Source organism: Alkalihalobacillus sp. TS-13, from assembly GCF_019720915.1.
Classification (GTDB): domain Bacteria; phylum Bacillota; class Bacilli; order Bacillales; family Fictibacillaceae; genus Pseudalkalibacillus.
Window position 1 is genome coordinate 2,133,931 of the sequence record NZ_JAHKSI010000001.1, and the last position, 16,435, is coordinate 2,150,365.

The window sequence follows — 16,435 nt, forward strand, 5'->3', positions numbered from 1 at the left end:
TGGAAGACAATAGACAAGCGTCCAACAGAAAAAGTGCTTCCCCATTACAGGAAAAGCACTTTTCTTTATTTTACGCTGATGGAATCGCTTTCAAAGGTATATTGTCCGATTTTTTTGTATTTTTCATAACGATGCGTGACTAGTTCTTTACTGGTCATGTTGGATAATTCATCGAGTGACGCTTCCAACACTTCTTCTATGTGTGAAGCCTGTGTTTCAAGATCTCGATGGGCTCCTCCTTCAACCTCAGGTATCATCTCATCGATGATACCCATATCAAGAAGGTCAGGTGCCGTGATTTTCATCGCGTCAGCAGCCCTTTTCGCTTGGGTAGAATCTTTCCACAATAAAGCTGCAGCTCCTTCAGGTGAAATCACAGAGTACCATGAGTTTTCGAGCATGTGCACATGATTTCCTACCCCAATCGCAAGCGCTCCACCGCTAGCACCTTCACCAATAACGATGCATACGACAGGCACCTTCAATCCTGCCATTTCCACAAGGTTACGGGCAATCGCTTCACTTTGTCCCCGTTCCTCTGCTGACATACCAGGGTATGCACCCTTTGTATCAAGAAGACAAACAATCGGACGGTTGAATTTCTCTGCCTGTTTCATCAAACGTAATGCTTTTCGATATCCCTCGGGATGAGGCATTCCGAAATTCCTGCGAAGGTTCTCTTTCGTATCCTTTCCACGCTGATGACCAATCACAGTCACAGGATGACCATGGAATTTCGCAATCCCTCCGACAATAGCTTCATCATCCCCGTATAACCGATCACCATGAAGCTCAAGAAAATTCGTGAAGAGTGTGTTGATGTAATCTAATGTTGTCGGTCTTTCCGGATGACGTGCCAACTGGACGCGATCCCAAGGGGTCATGTTACCGTATATTTCTTTCTCGACCTTCTCAAGCCGTTCTTCCAATCGTTGAAGTTCGTCACTAAGATCAATCCCTTTTTCATCCATGAACCTCTTCAATTCAGCGATTTTGTTTCGCAATTCCTTTGCTGGACGTTCAAACTCTAATTCTCCTACCATCACTCTTCACCTCCTTCGTGAATATCCAATACATTTGCAAGTGTCGATTTCATTTTTGTTCGATGTATTACTGCATCCAACTGGCCGTGTTTCAATAGAAATTCTGCCGTTTGGAAATCCTCCGGCAGGTCTTGCCTGATTGTCTGCTCAATGATCCTGCGGCCGGCGAACCCTATCAGTGCTTGGGGTTCAGCAAAATTATAATCCCCTACAGATGCAAAACTTGCAGAAACGCCCCCTGTAGTAGGGTGAGTCATGACAGAAATAAATAATAATCCTTCTTCATGATGACGTTTCAATGCAACACTTGTTTTTGCCATTTGCATCAGGCTCAGGACACCTTCTTGCATTCTAGCTCCACCAGATGCGGTAAAGATGATGAAAGGCTTTTGCTCATCTGTAGCTACTTCGATTCCCCTTGTAATCTTTTCACCTACAACTGAACCCATGCTTCCCATCCTGAAGTGCGCGTCCATCACTGCGAAAACGATGGAATGCCCATCTATGTCCCCTTTTCCGGTCACAACAGCTTCATTGATTCCTGTTTTCTTCTGATCTTTTTCGATCGTTTCCAAGTAATTCGGAAAGTTCAACGGGTTTTCTGTTTGCATTTCTTGATTGATTTCACTAAACGTACCTTGATCAATGATCAGGTTGATGCGTTCTTTTGCGGTCATCCGGAAATGATGATCACATGACACACACACTTTATGAGCTTTATTAAGTTCCTTTGTCGTCATGATGGATTTACAAACTGGACATTTGGTCATCAATCCTTCAGGAACATCTTGCTTTACTCGATCAGATGGGATCGTTGCATATTTTCTTTTTTTGGCAAACAAGTCTTTCAACAAGTTGTTGCACCTCCATAAAACGCTATAAAAAATTTCAAGCACCATGACAGCCACACCGGCGCCAGAAGATAGATTGAAGAGTTGGCTTTGGTACCAGAACTAAGTATTTTTATTCATCACTGCTGAAATCTCTGGATGGAAGCTAACTGCGTTTCCTCCACCCCAGCCTGGATTAACGATGTAATGTCCCGGTAGTCGGATAAACAATATGTGGAATCCGGTCTAGAACCTGTGTCATCGTATTCATTCAATTCAATCCATAGCCGGTACAGCAAAAAGTTTTGTGCCGCATCAAAAATAATTTTGAAAAAGTCCCAATCCATGGGAGAAGGGACATCTTTTGCATCGTATTTCTCCATACGTTCAAGCTGAGCCTGCAATTTCAAAATCTGTTCATTCGTCCTTCTCTCAGCAGCAAGTACGATTGCATTTTTCTCGATGAGGTATCTTGTTTCCGCGAGTTCCTTCCTTGCTGTCGTATCATTCAATATAAAGGAAGCAAGCACCTCGACAAGGCGATGCTTCCTTGGTTCTTTAATAAATGTCCCTTCGCCTCTACGTGTTTCAATCAACCCTAGTAATTCCATCGCCCTCAGTGCTTCACGGACAGAGGATCTGCCAACGTTGAGCCTTTCTGACAATTCTCTTTCTGAAGGCAGCTTGTCCCCTGGTTGAAGCCGGTCATCAAACATGATCGTTTTCAGCTTTTTTAAAATCTCTACGAACATCTTTTCACGAGGTTTGGCTGTCATTAATAAGGCACCCACTTTTCAGAGGCTGTTTTATTTTTCATCAATCAGAGCTAAACGGCGGGTCTTCGCTGCAATTTCCTCTGGATCGACCTCGATTCGAGCCACACCTGTTTCCATTGCGGCTTTTGCGACTGAAGCCGCCACCGCAGGGGCAACTCTCGGATCGAAAGGTGCCGGAATGACATAGTCATCTGCTAACTCAGTCGGTTGAATAAGATCAGCAATTGCATAAACGGCTGCGATCTTCATTTCTTCGTTGATATGTGTAGCACGTGTATCTAGTGCTCCACGGAAAATCCCAGGGAAAGCAAGGACGTTATTCACCTGGTTGGCAAAGTCAGAGCGGCCTGTTCCAATCACTTTAGCACCTGCTTCTTTCGCTTCACCTGGCATGATTTCAGGGATCGGGTTCGCCATAGCAAAAATGATCGGATCATCGTTCATTGTTTTCACCATGTCAGGCGTCAATGCACCTTCAACAGATACACCGATAAAGACATCCATTCCTTTGACTGCTTCTTCTAACGATCCTTCTACTTGCTGTCGGTTCGTGAAGTGAGCGACCTCTGCTTTGACCCTGTTCATCCCATAAGGACGTCCTTCATAAATCGCACCTTTAGAGTCACACATGATGATGTCTTTGACACCGAATCTGTTCAGAAGCTTGATGATGGCGATTCCAGCAGAACCAGCACCATTTACTACGACTTTGATTGAAGACATCGACTTTCCAGTCAATTTAAGAGCATTCACCAACCCAGCCACTGTTACGATTGCGGTGCCGTGTTGATCATCATGGAAAATCGGAATGTTCGTTTCTTTTTTCAAACGCTCTTCGATTATGAAACAGTTTGGCGCAGCGATATCTTCCAGATTGACCCCACCGAAAGTCGGTTCGAGCAATTTGACTGTCTGTACAATCTGATCGACATCATTCGTATCAAGACAAATCGGAAAAGCGTCTACCCCAGCAAAGCTTTTGAATAGAACAGCCTTCCCTTCCATGACAGGGAGTGCTGCTTCCGGACCGATATTGCCGAGCCCCAATACCGCTGTTCCGTCAGAAACTACAGCAACAGTATTCCCTTTCATCGTATATTCATAGACTCTGTTTTTATCTTCATAAATATCCTTGCAAGGTTCTGCGACACCAGGAGAATAAGCAAGACTCAAATCAGTCGCATTTCTCACTGGTACTTTTGCTTTGGATTCTAGTTTACCTTGGTTGATTCTGTGCATATGCAGTGCTTCTTCTCGAGAAACAGACATAAGTTCATCTCCCTTATTCTTTTAGCTTTGTTACATTCTAAAGTTGATTCTTTATTACAAATTTCTTTAAGCGAAATTTGCGGCTCCCGATCTCAACAATAAAGATAACAAAGCCTTATTTTTAAATAATAGCTACGTCTATTGAAGCATAAAATGCGCCTTAAAATAAACAGAACAATGTTGTTTTTACACTGCTAAACATTTACATAATTATATAAACCGAAGTGGTCAGACCACCTATCGACCTATCCATTATAACAAACCTGGTCAAGCTGTAAAGAATTAACGGTTTATTTTAAAACAACATTTTTCGTTCCAAGCAACGCTTCAAACTTTACAACACATTCCCGTGTAGGGTCAATACTGAACTCCTTGGATAATTTTACAGTTTTTCTGTCCTGTTCGTAATACAAAATGACGTCGGTGTTCCCCGGATATTGGAGAACGATTTTTTTGATATCATGGAGTACCCCTCGTTCTTGTTGGGATGGTTCAACCTTAAGAAATAGACTATGAATTTTCTTATCATTTGGTTTCGAGAGTGTTTGAAGATCAGCTGCTTTGTCAATGATGATCTTCAACCCATCTGATGGTTCCACTTTCCCTTCGACAAGAAGAAGTGTTCCGTCTTGATATAAATCACCATTTTGCTGATAAGCTTTCGGAAAAACGATCCCATCGATTTCTCCTGTTTCGTCACTCAACTGGACAAAGGCCATCCAATCTCCTTTTTTGGTTTTGATTAATTTCGCTTTTGTGATCAAGACGCCTAGTCGAATCTGCTGCTCCTTGTTATCAATCTCGCCAATTTTACTGCGGTTGTAAACATCGAGGACCTGATTAAATTCTTCTAAAGGATGTCCAGTCAAATAAAAGCCTAGCACTTCAAACTCGAACTGCAGGGTTTCCTTATCTTGAAACGGTGGAACGTCTTCCATCACAGGCTTATCAGAGCCTTGATCATTTTCGAATAAATCGATTTGGCCTTCTTCCTCCGCCTTTTGGATTTTTGCACCATAATCGATGGCAGCATCGAGGTTTGCCAGAAGCTGAGCCCGGTTGGTTGAAAAATCATCGAAACATCCCGCAAGGACCAGTGATTCCAATGATCGTTTATTCATCGTTTTCAGAGATACCCTTTTACACAAGTCGAAGATATCCCGATAAGACTCCTTATGCCGTTCTTTTAATATCGCTTCGATTGCTTTGATACCCACATTCTTAATAACAAGAAACCCCATCCGTAAGCCGTCGTTCTCGACCTTGAATCCTGCATCACTTTCATTGATTGAAGGCGGATATACCTGGATCCCTTTTTGGCGTGCCTCGCTTAGGTAAGCTGCTGTCTTCCCATGATTTCCAACAGTACTGCTCAACAGTTCAGCAAGGAAGTGCAACGGATAATTCGCTTTCAAATAGGCCAATTGATAAGCGATCACACTGTACGCCACAGCATGGGAACGGTTGAACCCATAATTAGCGAACCTGACGATTAAATCGTAAATGTCATTTGCGGTATCTGCATCATACCCTTTAAGAGTCGCCCCAGTCACGAAATGCTTCCTCTGTTCATGAAGGACTTCTGCTTTTTTCTTACTTACTGCCCTTCTTAGCAAATCAGCTTCACCTAGAGAAAATCCTGCCATAGTCGAAGCAATCTTCATGATTTGCTCCTGATAGACGATGACTCCGTAAGTTTTGCCTAAAATCTGTTCCAGATCAGAATGCGGGTAGTTTACCTTAGTCTTTTTATGCTTGCGATCGATGTAGGCGGGGATGTTTTCCATCGGACCTGGTCTATATAAAGCATTTACCGCGACGATGTCCTCGAATTCTGTAGGCTGCAGCTTTCGTAAAACCTTCCTCATGCCGTCAGATTCCAACTGGAAAATTCCTGTTGTATCACCTTTGCTTAATAGCTGATACGTCCTGTCGTCATCAAACGGCAGGTCATGAAGAAACACTTCCTCTCCGGTAATTCTCTTAATCGAGGTTCTGATATTTTCTAACAAAGTTAAATTACGAAGACCTAGAAAGTCCATTTTAAGGAGTCCGATCTCTTCCAAACCATCCATCGTATATTGTGTCAGATCAAGGAATTCGCTTCCTGTCTGTGTGGGCACAACCTCATTGAGAGGATCTCTGCTGATGATGATTCCTGCTGCATGTGTTGATGAATGTCTCGGGAGTCCTTCAATCGTTCTTGAGATATTCCATAAAGTCCGGGCTTCTTCAGATTGATCAAGCGTCTTTTTAAGCAATGGTGACTCGTTGACCGCTTTTTCCAATGTAATTCCCGGCCTTGAAGGGATTTGTTTAGCAACCTTATCGACAAGACGGTTATCGAGATTCAATACACGTCCGACATCTCTTACAGCTGCTTTTGCAGCCAATGTACCGAACGTAATGATCTGCGCCACGCGCTCTTTCCCATATTTATTCGAAACATATTCGATGACTTCGTCTCTACGTGTATCAGGAAAGTCAATGTCAATATCAGGCATCGTCACTCGTTCGGGATTCAAAAACCGCTCAAAAAGGAGTTCCTGGTCGATCGGGTCGACTTGGGTAATATATAACACGTATGAAACAAGAGAGCCCGCTGCCGATCCCCGTCCAGGTCCTGTCATAATTCCATTTTCCCTGGCAAACTTCATAAAATCCCATACGATCAAGAAATAATCGTTGAAACCCATTTCCTCAATAATGTTCAACTCATAATCCAAGCGGTTGATCACTTCAGAGGACAGATTGGCACCATACCGCTCTCTGACCCCTTCTTCACAAAGCTTCCTCAAATAGGAACCGCTTGTCTCATCGGAAGGCAATGGATAATGTGGCAGAATCGGATTCCCGAATTCGAGGGTTACATTACATTTGTCAGCAATCTCTTCTGTGTTTTGAATCGCTTCCCGGGTATGAGCAAAATGCACTTCCATCTCCGAGCTGGATTTGAAATAGTACCCCTCCGTCGGATACCGCTCATGCTCCCCATCGGTCAATTTCGTGCCAAGCTTTATGGCGCGCAATGCCTCAAACGCATTCGCATCGACTTGGTCTATGTAGTGGATATTATTCGTTGCAACAACCGGAGTGTCAGTTCGCTTTGAAAGTTGATTGACATTCAGATTGAGCTCTTTTTCCCTTCCAATTCCGTGATCTTCTATCCCTAAATAAAAATCGTCACCGAAGGACTGTTTCAATTTGCTGCACATCTGTTCAGCGATCTGCATGTCGGTCTGGAGAAAGCGCTGGATAATGCCGTTCACCCCGGTTGATATAGCAAGAAGCCCGTCCCTGAACCTATGAATATCAGATAGTCCAAGTGCTGGCAGTTCTTTACCCTTATACGTCTGGAGCTTGGAACTTATTTTAATCAATTGACGATAACCGATATCATCTTTTGCATATAAAAGAAGCTTGGCTGGGGGGGAATTCTCGTCGGTAGAAAAATGAATATCGACTTCCAGGCCAAGAATCGGTTTTATCCCTTTTTTCTTACAAGATTTATAGAACGGAAGCACGCCATACATAACGTTGCGATCAGTGAGTGCTAACGCAGGCATCCGATATTCTTTTGCACGGTCGGTCAACCTGTCGATCCTGCATGCACTTTCTAACAATGAGTATTCACTATGTACATGCAAATGAACAAATCCCATTTGAGTCACTCCTTTCTTCCTTTTCCTATTTTCATTATATACAAGACAGTAACAACATGAAATGAAGCATACTTCTTTGTGGTTGTCCATACTTATAAATAGAGAGGGTATATCAGATTCTCAAGTTAAAGGTGGGGTCTGCTTGGTCAGAGAGTTTGTTTCAACAACTATCATTTATTATTGTATAGCCTTTGGAATCATATTAGGTGGGTGCTTGGTCGGGGCGATCGGAATGATGTTGACAGGAAAACCTCCGTTTCTTTCCATGACACAATTATCCAAAAGCTTGAAAATATGGGCGATCGTTGCTGCAATCGGCGGGACTTTCGATACAATCGATAATTTTGAAAGAGGGTTTGAAAGTGAAGCTTGGATAGAAGTCATCAAGCAAATCCTCTATATCGTCTCCGCTCTCCTTGGAGCAAATTCAGGCGGGGTGATTATACAATGGATTACTCAGGAGGATTAGAAGATGAGGATTCCTCCCCTTCATCGCCGTAAAGGTTACCAACGTTTTTTTGCCGGCATTGTGATCGGCTTCATCATTGGCTGGTTCTTTTTTTTACTAAGTTTTGGTGGTTTACAGGAATTTTATATGACCGAGATTGATCGAAGGGATGAAAAGATAAGAGGCTTGAACGATGAATTCAAACATTTCAAACAAGATTATGAAGAAAAAAATAAAGAAAATGAAAAAAAGCTTCGGATCCAAGAAATCAAAGTCAGTTTTTTGAACAGGGAACAGGCAGGATTGAAAGGACTACAATTAATCGAGCTTGAAAATGCGGTAAAATCAGAGCTCCATGACGTGTTGACAAAAGACATTGAATCAGTCGGCCAAAACTCTAATCTATTGATTAGGACTCTTGAAAACAAAAACTTTCTGATAGGTAAAGAAACGTATAATGTAAAAGTCTATCAAATGCATCTTTATACAACCTTGCGTTTAAATTTGAAAGTTGAACAAGTAAAATAGACTTGTTTTTTGACAATTGTGAGACATTTGGATTTCATCATTAGCAAAGTACATGCACATCGTATACAATATAAATAGGAATAAACACGTTAAGGGGGATTGTGTATGATTATCAATCGAAAAGAAATGGCGAAGGCGAAAGTCGAAAAGCTTAAAAACGGCTATTCCGCATTTGCTGAAACGAAAGAAGTTGCAGAACTGATCAAGAAGCAAGCTACCGAACTCAACATCGAATTTGTAGAGGACGTGACAGAAATTGGTTCCTGGTTCATCCCAGCCAAACAACAACAATCATAGTGTAATGAAAACATAGCCCCACCTTTTTTCAATAAAGGAACTGGGGCTATTATTTTTGTGTGAGGAATAAGAAAATCTTATTAAAACTAGGCTCTTTTCTAAAAGATTGTTGCTTTTGAGTCATTTTAAAAAAGTCTCCTTGTGCAAGTTGATTGGAGAGAAAGGTGCGAGACTCCTGCGGGAGCAGCGGGACAGGCAGGACCCTTCAATGTCGCAAGGCGACGAGTGGGCTCACCGCACGCCCCACGGAAAGCGAGCATCCTGGAGCGGAAATCAACGACTTTCAAGAGCAACTATGTTTGCGAAAACAGCCAAAAACTAAATTCGCTATCCGGAAATGCGCGCCAAGCGAAACCCAAACAGCCATGCCTTCCAGGTTAACGGACATCAGAGCCGTTATTTGTGACAAAATCGCTGTTTCTAATTTTTAACGGACACCACAGCCGTTATTTGTGAACAAAGCAGGTGTTTTTCTATGATATTTACTAAATAAGGGCCCTAGTGTCCGTTAAGTTTGTAAAATTCCATTATTTTGGTCAAATAAGGGCTACTGTGTCCGTTAACCCCTATTTTAAAAATCATTTATATGCACGACAAGCTTCAACGAGATCCTGTATGATCTGTTCAGTCTCTTCGATTGTATAGACGGTAGCCCCGGAAGCCATCGGATGCCCTCCGCCATTGTATTTTGCTGCGATTGTGTTGACGATAGGGCCTTTGGAGCGAAGTCTAACACGAAATTGATCAGGTTCCTCCACAAAAAACACCCAGGTCATAAGCCCCTCAACGTTTGAGAATGAATTGACAAGTAAAGATGATTCATTCGGGGTCGTATTGAATTTCTCCATCACTTCTTGCGTCAAGTACATATAACCTACACCAGGATCGATATATTTGAAATTGGATAAGACATGACCATTCAATCGTGCTAAGCTCAATTTCACTTTATACATCTCTTCATAGACTGCAGAGATATCGAATTCATAATTCCGTAATTCCCCGGCATATTTCATCGTTTTCTCAGTCGTATTCGGGAACAAGAAACGCCCTGTATCTCCTACGATTCCTGCATAAAGCAGTCCAGCACCTTTATCAGAAAGCTTGAACTGGTGTTTTTCCTTCCCGTATAAGTAAAACTCATAAATCATTTCACTCACACTGCTTGCGTCTGTATCGACCCAGATCAAATCACCATACCGATCTTCGTTTGGATGGTGATCGATTTTAATGATGAAATCCCCGGAAGAGTATCGTTGATCACTGATCCGTGCCTGATTCGCAGTGTCACAAATGATGACGAGTGCCCCATCATAAACGCTATCTGGAATGGTGTCCATTTCAATCATGAATCTCAGGGATTCTTCTTCTTCGCCTACGACATATATCGATTTGTCCGGAAAAGTAGATTTTAGAACTTTAGATAATCCACCTTGTGAACCGAGAGCATCCGGATCTGGACGCACATGGCGGTGGATGATGATTTTTTCATATTCTTTGATCTTCTGTATGATTTGTTCTTTCATTACGGACTCCTTTATCTGTAACCTAATGTTCACTTTAGATAACTGTAAAGTATAGATTTTATATCCTTTTTTCTATACAATGGTACTCGAATGATTCAACTGTATTGGAGGAATATCATGCCTGTATTCATCATCATTATCGTATTATCAATCAGCCTTTATATATTCTATAAAATAAAAGAGTTCCGCGTAAAGGCTCCTTATGAGAAGAAATGGACGAAATCGAAGGCTAACATAGCTCTTGGTGTTTTCATAGGAATATTCGGACTAAACCGTTTGTTCATCAATGAGTCTACATATGATCTGGTTATCGGCGGTGTATTTTTGGTTTTAGGTTTGATCAATGCATTCATGGGATATAAAGCGTATAAGTACTTTCTTCCTCTTGCTGTAGAGGAGAGAGAACAATCCAATTCTTAGATTATTTGAGGCTGTCCAATAAGTGTCTGAGTCTCTCCGTACTTAACAACATTTTATGAAACATCTCGTTTAAAATGTTGTGTTGGAGGTGTCTGACACTTTTTATTTTGGACAGCCTCATTCATATTTGCGCTCTGTTTGAATTCATTAAAGGTGGCGTTCGATAAGTTGGGCCATCATGAGAGCTTTTCCAACTACTTCCCCTTCATGATAGATTTCGACGTCGACTTTACCGTAACGTCTGCTTAGTTCAAGGATTTTTGGTCGGATCGTAATCTTACTATCGATTTGTACAGGCTTTAAGAAGTACAAAGTGATATTTTCTACAACAAGGTCACCCTTCTTCTTCTTTCGCAGAGCCCTGCTCCCAACCTCGGAAACCAATGTTGTCATCACGCCATAAGATAATGTCCCTAAATAATTCGTCATCTGTGGAGTGACTTCACAGGTAAAAAACACATCTTGTTCATTTTCATTATCACGGACATTACTTGTAATCAAGTCATCAAAGGTTTCCCCAATCTGCGGTTGTTTTTGAATCATTTGCAAGGCCTTCAACACATCCTGCCTGCTGATGATCCCTTGCAGCGTTTGTTGGGAATCCACAACCGGCAAAAGCTCGATACCCTCCCAAATCATCATATGGGCTGCGTTTGCAACAGATGTCGTCGCGCTGACAGTGATCGGATTTTTTGTCATCACCTTTTCAATCGTCAAATCGTTGTTTTTACCAATGATATCTTTGGAAGTCACGATACCCACGATCCGATTCTTTTTATCCACTACAGGATATCGGCTGTGGTCTGTTTCTTTATTCAACTCATACCATTTCGTAACCTTCTCATCATTAACCAGATAATTGGTCTGTTCAACCGGAATGGTGATGTCACTGACGAGGACGATCTCCTTTTTGATCAATTGATCATAAATGGCACGATTGATCATCGTCGCTACTGTAAATGTGTCATAACTCGTTGAAATGACGGGAAGTTCTAATTCATCCGCCAGTTTCATAACCGTTTCATCAGTATCAAAGCCACCTGTAATCAGCACAGCCGCTCCCGCTTTCAATCCAAGCGCATGAGCTTTTGTACGGTTTCCAACGATCAGTAAGCTGTCAGGGTCCACATACCGCATCATCGCCTCAAGCTTCATGGCACCAATGACGAATTTGTTCAGCGTCTTATGCAGCCCCTTTTTCCCGCCAAGAACTTGTCCATCGACAACATTGACGACTTCTGCATATGTCAGTTTCTCGATATTTTCTTTTCGTTTCTTTTCAATACGGATCGTGCCGACACGCTCTATCGTGCTGACCGTCCCCTGATTTTCTGCATCTTTTATTGCCCTGTAGGCTGTACCCTCACTAACAGAAAGAGCTTTTGCAATTTGTCTGACAGAAATTTTACTGCCGATTTCCAGTGTTTCGATATACTCTAATATTTGTTCATGTTTTGTTGACATCATTTCACCAATCTTTCTAAAAACCGATCTCCGCAAATTGCTAAGTCTTTCCTATTATACTAAGGGTATCCCTTTACATCAATGCTGCCTGATTCTCTTGCGTTCTTTTGCCGGGCGTCTTAGCGTTATAGTTTGTTTTGATTCCTGAGGATATTTTTGGAACAGCAATGCAGAAAAATTTCCACCGATTACGAGCAAAGCAAAGAATAACCAAACTGCAGAGAACCATCCGCCTAATCCTGTTCCGATCTCAGGCAGATAAGGAACAGCAAAGTAAACAAGTGCAAGGGCACTCAACAACGATAAAATCAGCCTATTCTTCATTAATCGTTCTCCTTCCTAGTATATGAGGGATGTCCTTTATATTTAGCGTATGCAGCCCCTTTTTAAGAAAGAAGAAAACGTAGATTAAAGTTCGATGGATTCTCCCGATTTCAGTACATGTCCTTTTTTACCTTCCAACTCATTTACAAACGCTTCAGGATCTTGTTCGATCACAGGGAAGGTATTGTAATGAACCGGTACGACATGGTTCGCCTTCAGCCAGCTTGCGGCAATGGAAGCATCTTCTGGTCCCATCGTGAAATTGTCCCCGATTGGCAAGAAAGCTAGATTGATGTAGTTCTGATCGCCAATTAATTTCATATCTGAAAACAGTGCTGTATCACCGGCATGGTAAACAGTCTTATCTTCTGCAGTAAAGAGGATTCCTGCTGGCATTCCTGTATAAATGACCGTGCCATCCTCTTCGGCATAGCTTGAACCATGAAAAGCTTGCGTCAGCTTAACTTTTCCGAAATCAAATTGGTATGCTCCGCCGATATGCATCGGGTGGGTTTCCACATCTTTCGTACCTAGATAATTTGCCAATTCAAATGGTGCTACGACTAAAGCATTGTTTCGCTTTGCAATATCGACCGTATCTCCTACATGATCATTGTGACCATGAGTAAGTAAGATTACATCAGCTTTTACCTTATCCGCTGTAATATGACATTGTTCATTGCCTGTAATGAAAGGATCAATCCAAATCGATTTTCCGTTTGTTTCAATGGCGACTACTGAATGTCCATAATACGTTACTTTCATTCAAGATCTCTCCTCTTTCATATTTTAGTATCTGATTAATTCCTTCTCCTTAAGGCTTTCCGTTTCCTTCTAACAGAAACCAAAAGAAAAGGATCCCTATCAATTTTGTACCCGTTTCACCCTTCATTTTACACATCCGAATTCGAATTAAAAGAATTTGATATATTTGTTCTTGATTTCTGCGAAATTCATACCTTTTCCGCGGGCGATCCGCCAGGCTCGCTTTTCCCGCATGAGTGTCGTGAATTTCGCTTAAAATCATAGCAAGAGTAGATGATAAACCAAACCGCTCAAAGTCATAGGCAAAACTCATATTAATACCAGAAAAGACTGACACAACAGTGCCAGTCTCAGGTCAATTCGATCTATCTTTTATTTGCGAGCATTTCTCTTACATCGTTATATTCCAATCCGTGTGCTTGTGATACAGCCTCATAAGTAACATAACCCTCGAGCGTATTTATTCCTTTAAGAAGCGCTTCGTTATCACTGCATGCTTTCACATAGCCCTTATCTGCAATTTGTAATGCATATGGGACTGTGACATTCGTCAATGCAAGCGTAGAAGTACGCGGAACCGCACCTGGCATGTTTGCAACAGCGTAATGGACAACTTCATGTTTTTCATACGTCGGATTATCATGTGTTGTAATACGATCTGTTGTCTCAAAAATACCACCCTGGTCGATTGCCACATCAACAAGAACCGATCCCTTTCTCATTGACTGGATCATTTCTTCAGTAACCAATTTAGGCGCTTTAGCACCAGGAATCAGCACAGCACCGATAACAAGATCTGACTCCACTACTGACTCGGCGATGTTCAAAGGATTAGACATCAAGGTATTGATATCAGAACCGAAAATATCATCTAACTGGCGAAGACGCTCTGGATTCAAGTCGATGACAGTAACACTAGCACCAAGACCGACAGCGATCTTCGCTGCATTCGTCCCTGCAACTCCCCCACCGATTACTGTTACCTTACCTCTGTGCACTCCAGGGACTCCCCCAAGCAGGATTCCCATTCCTCCATGAGGTTTTTCCAGAAAAGATGCACCAATTTGTGTAGCCATTCTTCCTGCTACCTCACTCATCGGTGTCAACAATGGAAGACTCCGGTTTGGAAGCTGTACAGTTTCATACGCAATACCAACCACTTTATTTTCAATCAGCGCTTTTGTTAATTCAGGTTCAGCAGCTAAATGTAAATATGTAAATAAAATAAGTCCTTCGCGGAAATATTGGTATTCTTCCTGTAATGGTTCTTTAACCTTCATCACCATTTCCATACTCCAAGCTTCTGTTGCAGTATCTACGATCACTGCTCCAGCTTCATGATACTGTTCATTTGTAAAACCTGAGCCAAGTCCTGCATCTTTTTCAATGAAAACCTCATGCCCGGATGTTGTCAGGTTGACCACTCCAGCAGGGGTCATTGCCACACGGTTTTCATTGTTCTTAATTTCTCTTGGTACACCAATACGCATTTTTGCGACCTCCTAAATCAACAAATCTTCAATACAAATAATGCTTGAACCCAGTCCTAGATGACTGCCATTTAAAGATAACACCAAATGCCAAAAAGAAAAAGAGGAAATATCGTTTGAATGACTGTAATAAGCGCATTTTTTACGCCTTTTCCATACGTTGCCATCATAACACAAAATAATAATTAAAGTACGGTTTTGGAATGTTTTCATAGGGAGTTTATTAACCCTATGTTAGTGCCTGACGCTTATTAGTCAGACACCATATAGGTCAACCTATAAAGAAAACTTGGCAAAACCAAGCCTTTGGCGCAGTCTGAGCTTTAGTTGCACTTATATTGAAGAAAGTATTTTATGCTTTCTTCAATGTGAAAAATTCATGTCAAATGGTTTTCATCTTCTTTATGTTGTTTTTGGACGTTTTGGGGGCTTGTCTGGTCGATGACGCCACTTTGATAGGATTGCATGATCTGTTGTTGAACTTCCATTTCGCCATCGGTTTCAAATTGATACTGTCGGTTTTTACCCGGTTGTTTATCCATGTTGAGTCGCCTCCTTCTCATAACTTCGTGTTTAGTATGTGAAAGGAACTCATTTGTTATTTGAACCAATATGAGGGAATGTGATCTGTTGAGGATAGCCGAATATCACCATTTTATGTACAATGATGTGTATGCAGGAGGAATGACTAATGACTTATACATTTACGGTAGATGAGCGTTTAGGGATCAGATTGCCATTGCTTGAGCGCTCTTGGGACAACTATCCAAAAGAAACACAAGAATTGATCTTAGCTGAATGGGAGACGATCCGGGGTAAAATTCCTGATAGGATCAAGGAACTCGAAAATGAAATCAACGATAGACAAAGCCAACTTTATCGAGAAGAAGACTTTGAACGTTCTTGTGAGCTGAATTCTGAGATATCAGACTTGGCTTCTATCATCAATGATCTCTGGATTTGGTATCGGGCAGATAATCGAATCACGAGAAAAAGTCATTTTTAAACAAGCTCGCTCATGCTTAAAGACATTACTAAATTAAAGTGAAAAGGATGACCCCGATCGAGTCATCCTCTTCATAAATCTTTCCTTATTTCCCGAACCACATGATTTATTTCAGGAAGAATCAGTTTATTCATAGCAAGCTTTACTGCACCACTTGAACCCGGTACTGAAAAGATCGCCGTGTAATTCGAGACACCGGCAATTGCCCTGCTCAAGATCGCTGCTGAACCGATATCCTCTGTGTAACTCAACATCCTGAAGAGTTCCCCGAAACCAGGAATTTCTTTATCGAGAAGTTCTGAGACAACCTCAACAGAAATATCCCGTTGCGCTATACCAGTCCCACCATTCATGATGATAACATCCGTTTCGGAATCACTTGTTCCGCTCTTCAATACCTCATGAAGAACCATCGACTCATCTTTTACGATCTTATAAGAGGAAATTGTGTGACCGTACTCCTCAAGAGCATTCAAAATATACTTCCCACTCTTATCCGTTTCTTCTGTTCTGGTATCACTTACGGTAATGACCATCACCCGAACATGATCTGGTGCTTCCTGTTTGTGTTCCTCTACACTCATCACATA

Annotated in this window: 17 protein-coding genes; 5 read left to right on the forward strand and 12 right to left on the reverse strand. The window is 41.8% G+C overall.

Going from position 1 to position 16,435, the window contains the following annotated elements:
* Positions 1 to 65: 65 nt before the first annotated feature.
* The 5 genes from accA to KOL94_RS10495 all read right to left on the reverse strand — a co-directional run bounded on the left by accA (position 66) and on the right by KOL94_RS10495 (position 7,580).
* The gene (gene accA, locus KOL94_RS10475) at positions 66 to 1,043 is read right to left on the reverse strand and encodes an acetyl-CoA carboxylase carboxyl transferase subunit alpha (RefSeq protein ID WP_221566375.1); all 978 of its coding nucleotides are present in this window, start codon (positions 1,041 to 1,043) and stop codon (positions 66 to 68) included.
* Positions 1,043 to 1,897 (reverse strand): acetyl-CoA carboxylase, carboxyltransferase subunit beta, encoded by an 855-nt coding sequence (gene accD / locus KOL94_RS10480; RefSeq protein ID WP_221566376.1) that lies wholly within the window; start codon positions 1,895 to 1,897, stop codon positions 1,043 to 1,045. The genes accA and accD overlap by 1 nt, the downstream gene beginning before the upstream one ends.
* Positions 1,898 to 2,013: 116 nt before the next feature.
* Positions 2,014 to 2,649, reverse strand: a complete 636-nt coding sequence (locus KOL94_RS10485; RefSeq protein WP_221566377.1) for a FadR/GntR family transcriptional regulator — start codon at positions 2,647 to 2,649, stop codon at positions 2,014 to 2,016.
* 30 nt (positions 2,650 to 2,679) lie between these two features.
* Entirely contained in the window at positions 2,680 to 3,918 is a 1,239-nt protein-coding gene (gene ystJ, locus KOL94_RS10490; RefSeq protein ID WP_221566378.1) for an NADP-dependent malic enzyme, read from the reverse strand.
* A gap of 290 nt (positions 3,919 to 4,208) precedes the next feature.
* Positions 4,209 to 7,580, reverse strand: a complete 3,372-nt coding sequence (locus KOL94_RS10495) for a DNA polymerase III subunit alpha (RefSeq protein ID WP_221566379.1) — start codon at positions 7,578 to 7,580, stop codon at positions 4,209 to 4,211.
* A gap of 142 nt (positions 7,581 to 7,722) precedes the next feature.
* Between KOL94_RS10495 and KOL94_RS10500 the strand changes: the two genes are divergently transcribed.
* From KOL94_RS10500 to KOL94_RS10510, 3 genes are all read left to right on the forward strand, one after another.
* On the forward strand, positions 7,723 to 8,049 hold the full coding sequence (locus tag KOL94_RS10500; protein WP_260412276.1) for a YtrH family sporulation protein: 327 nt from the start codon (positions 7,723 to 7,725) through the stop codon (positions 8,047 to 8,049).
* Between the two features lie 3 nt (positions 8,050 to 8,052).
* On the forward strand, positions 8,053 to 8,556 hold the full coding sequence (gene ytrI / locus KOL94_RS10505) for a sporulation membrane protein YtrI (RefSeq protein WP_221566381.1): 504 nt from the start codon (positions 8,053 to 8,055) through the stop codon (positions 8,554 to 8,556).
* Between the two features lie 105 nt (positions 8,557 to 8,661).
* Entirely contained in the window at positions 8,662 to 8,853 is a 192-nt protein-coding gene (locus KOL94_RS10510) for a YtzJ family protein (protein WP_221566382.1), read from the forward strand.
* Between the two features lie 578 nt (positions 8,854 to 9,431).
* Here the strand turns inward: KOL94_RS10510 and KOL94_RS10515 are convergent.
* Complete coding sequence (locus tag KOL94_RS10515; RefSeq protein ID WP_221566383.1) at positions 9,432 to 10,376, reverse strand: DHH family phosphoesterase; 945 nt, start codon at positions 10,374 to 10,376, stop codon at positions 9,432 to 9,434.
* A gap of 117 nt (positions 10,377 to 10,493) precedes the next feature.
* On the opposite strand from KOL94_RS10515, the gene KOL94_RS10520 reads away from it, so the two are divergent.
* Entirely contained in the window at positions 10,494 to 10,796 is a 303-nt protein-coding gene (locus tag KOL94_RS10520; RefSeq protein WP_221566384.1) for a YtpI family protein, read from the forward strand.
* 147 nt (positions 10,797 to 10,943) lie between these two features.
* Here KOL94_RS10520 and KOL94_RS10525 read toward each other — a convergent pair whose 3' ends face one another.
* The 5 genes from KOL94_RS10525 to KOL94_RS10545 form a co-directional block, all read right to left on the reverse strand.
* Positions 10,944 to 12,260 carry a CBS domain-containing protein gene (locus KOL94_RS10525; RefSeq protein ID WP_221567664.1) on the reverse strand — a complete coding sequence of 439 codons (1,317 nt, stop codon included), beginning with the start codon at positions 12,258 to 12,260 and terminating at the stop codon, positions 10,944 to 10,946.
* 78 nt (positions 12,261 to 12,338) lie between these two features.
* Positions 12,339 to 12,584, reverse strand: coding sequence for a hypothetical protein (locus KOL94_RS10530; protein ID WP_221566385.1), 246 nt, complete (start codon positions 12,582 to 12,584; stop codon positions 12,339 to 12,341).
* Positions 12,585 to 12,668: 84 nt separating this feature from the next.
* On the reverse strand, positions 12,669 to 13,349 hold the full coding sequence (locus KOL94_RS10535; protein WP_221566386.1) for a metal-dependent hydrolase: 681 nt from the start codon (positions 13,347 to 13,349) through the stop codon (positions 12,669 to 12,671).
* A 365-nt stretch (positions 13,350 to 13,714) separates the two neighbouring features.
* Positions 13,715 to 14,839, reverse strand: coding sequence for an alanine dehydrogenase (gene ald, locus KOL94_RS10540; RefSeq protein WP_221566387.1), 1,125 nt, complete (start codon positions 14,837 to 14,839; stop codon positions 13,715 to 13,717).
* A gap of 377 nt (positions 14,840 to 15,216) precedes the next feature.
* The gene (locus KOL94_RS10545; protein WP_221566388.1) at positions 15,217 to 15,381 is read right to left on the reverse strand and encodes a hypothetical protein; all 165 of its coding nucleotides are present in this window, start codon (positions 15,379 to 15,381) and stop codon (positions 15,217 to 15,219) included.
* Between the two features lie 149 nt (positions 15,382 to 15,530).
* Here KOL94_RS10545 and KOL94_RS10550 point away from each other — a divergent pair, with 149 nt between their 5' ends.
* Positions 15,531 to 15,845 (forward strand): hypothetical protein, encoded by a 315-nt coding sequence (locus KOL94_RS10550; RefSeq protein ID WP_221566389.1) that lies wholly within the window; start codon positions 15,531 to 15,533, stop codon positions 15,843 to 15,845.
* Between the two features lie 71 nt (positions 15,846 to 15,916).
* Here the strand turns inward: KOL94_RS10550 and KOL94_RS10555 are convergent, their stop codons facing one another.
* Positions 15,917 to 16,429 (reverse strand): MogA/MoaB family molybdenum cofactor biosynthesis protein, encoded by a 513-nt coding sequence (locus KOL94_RS10555; RefSeq protein ID WP_221566390.1) that lies wholly within the window; start codon positions 16,427 to 16,429, stop codon positions 15,917 to 15,919.
* Between the last annotated feature and the right edge of the window lie 6 nt (positions 16,430 to 16,435).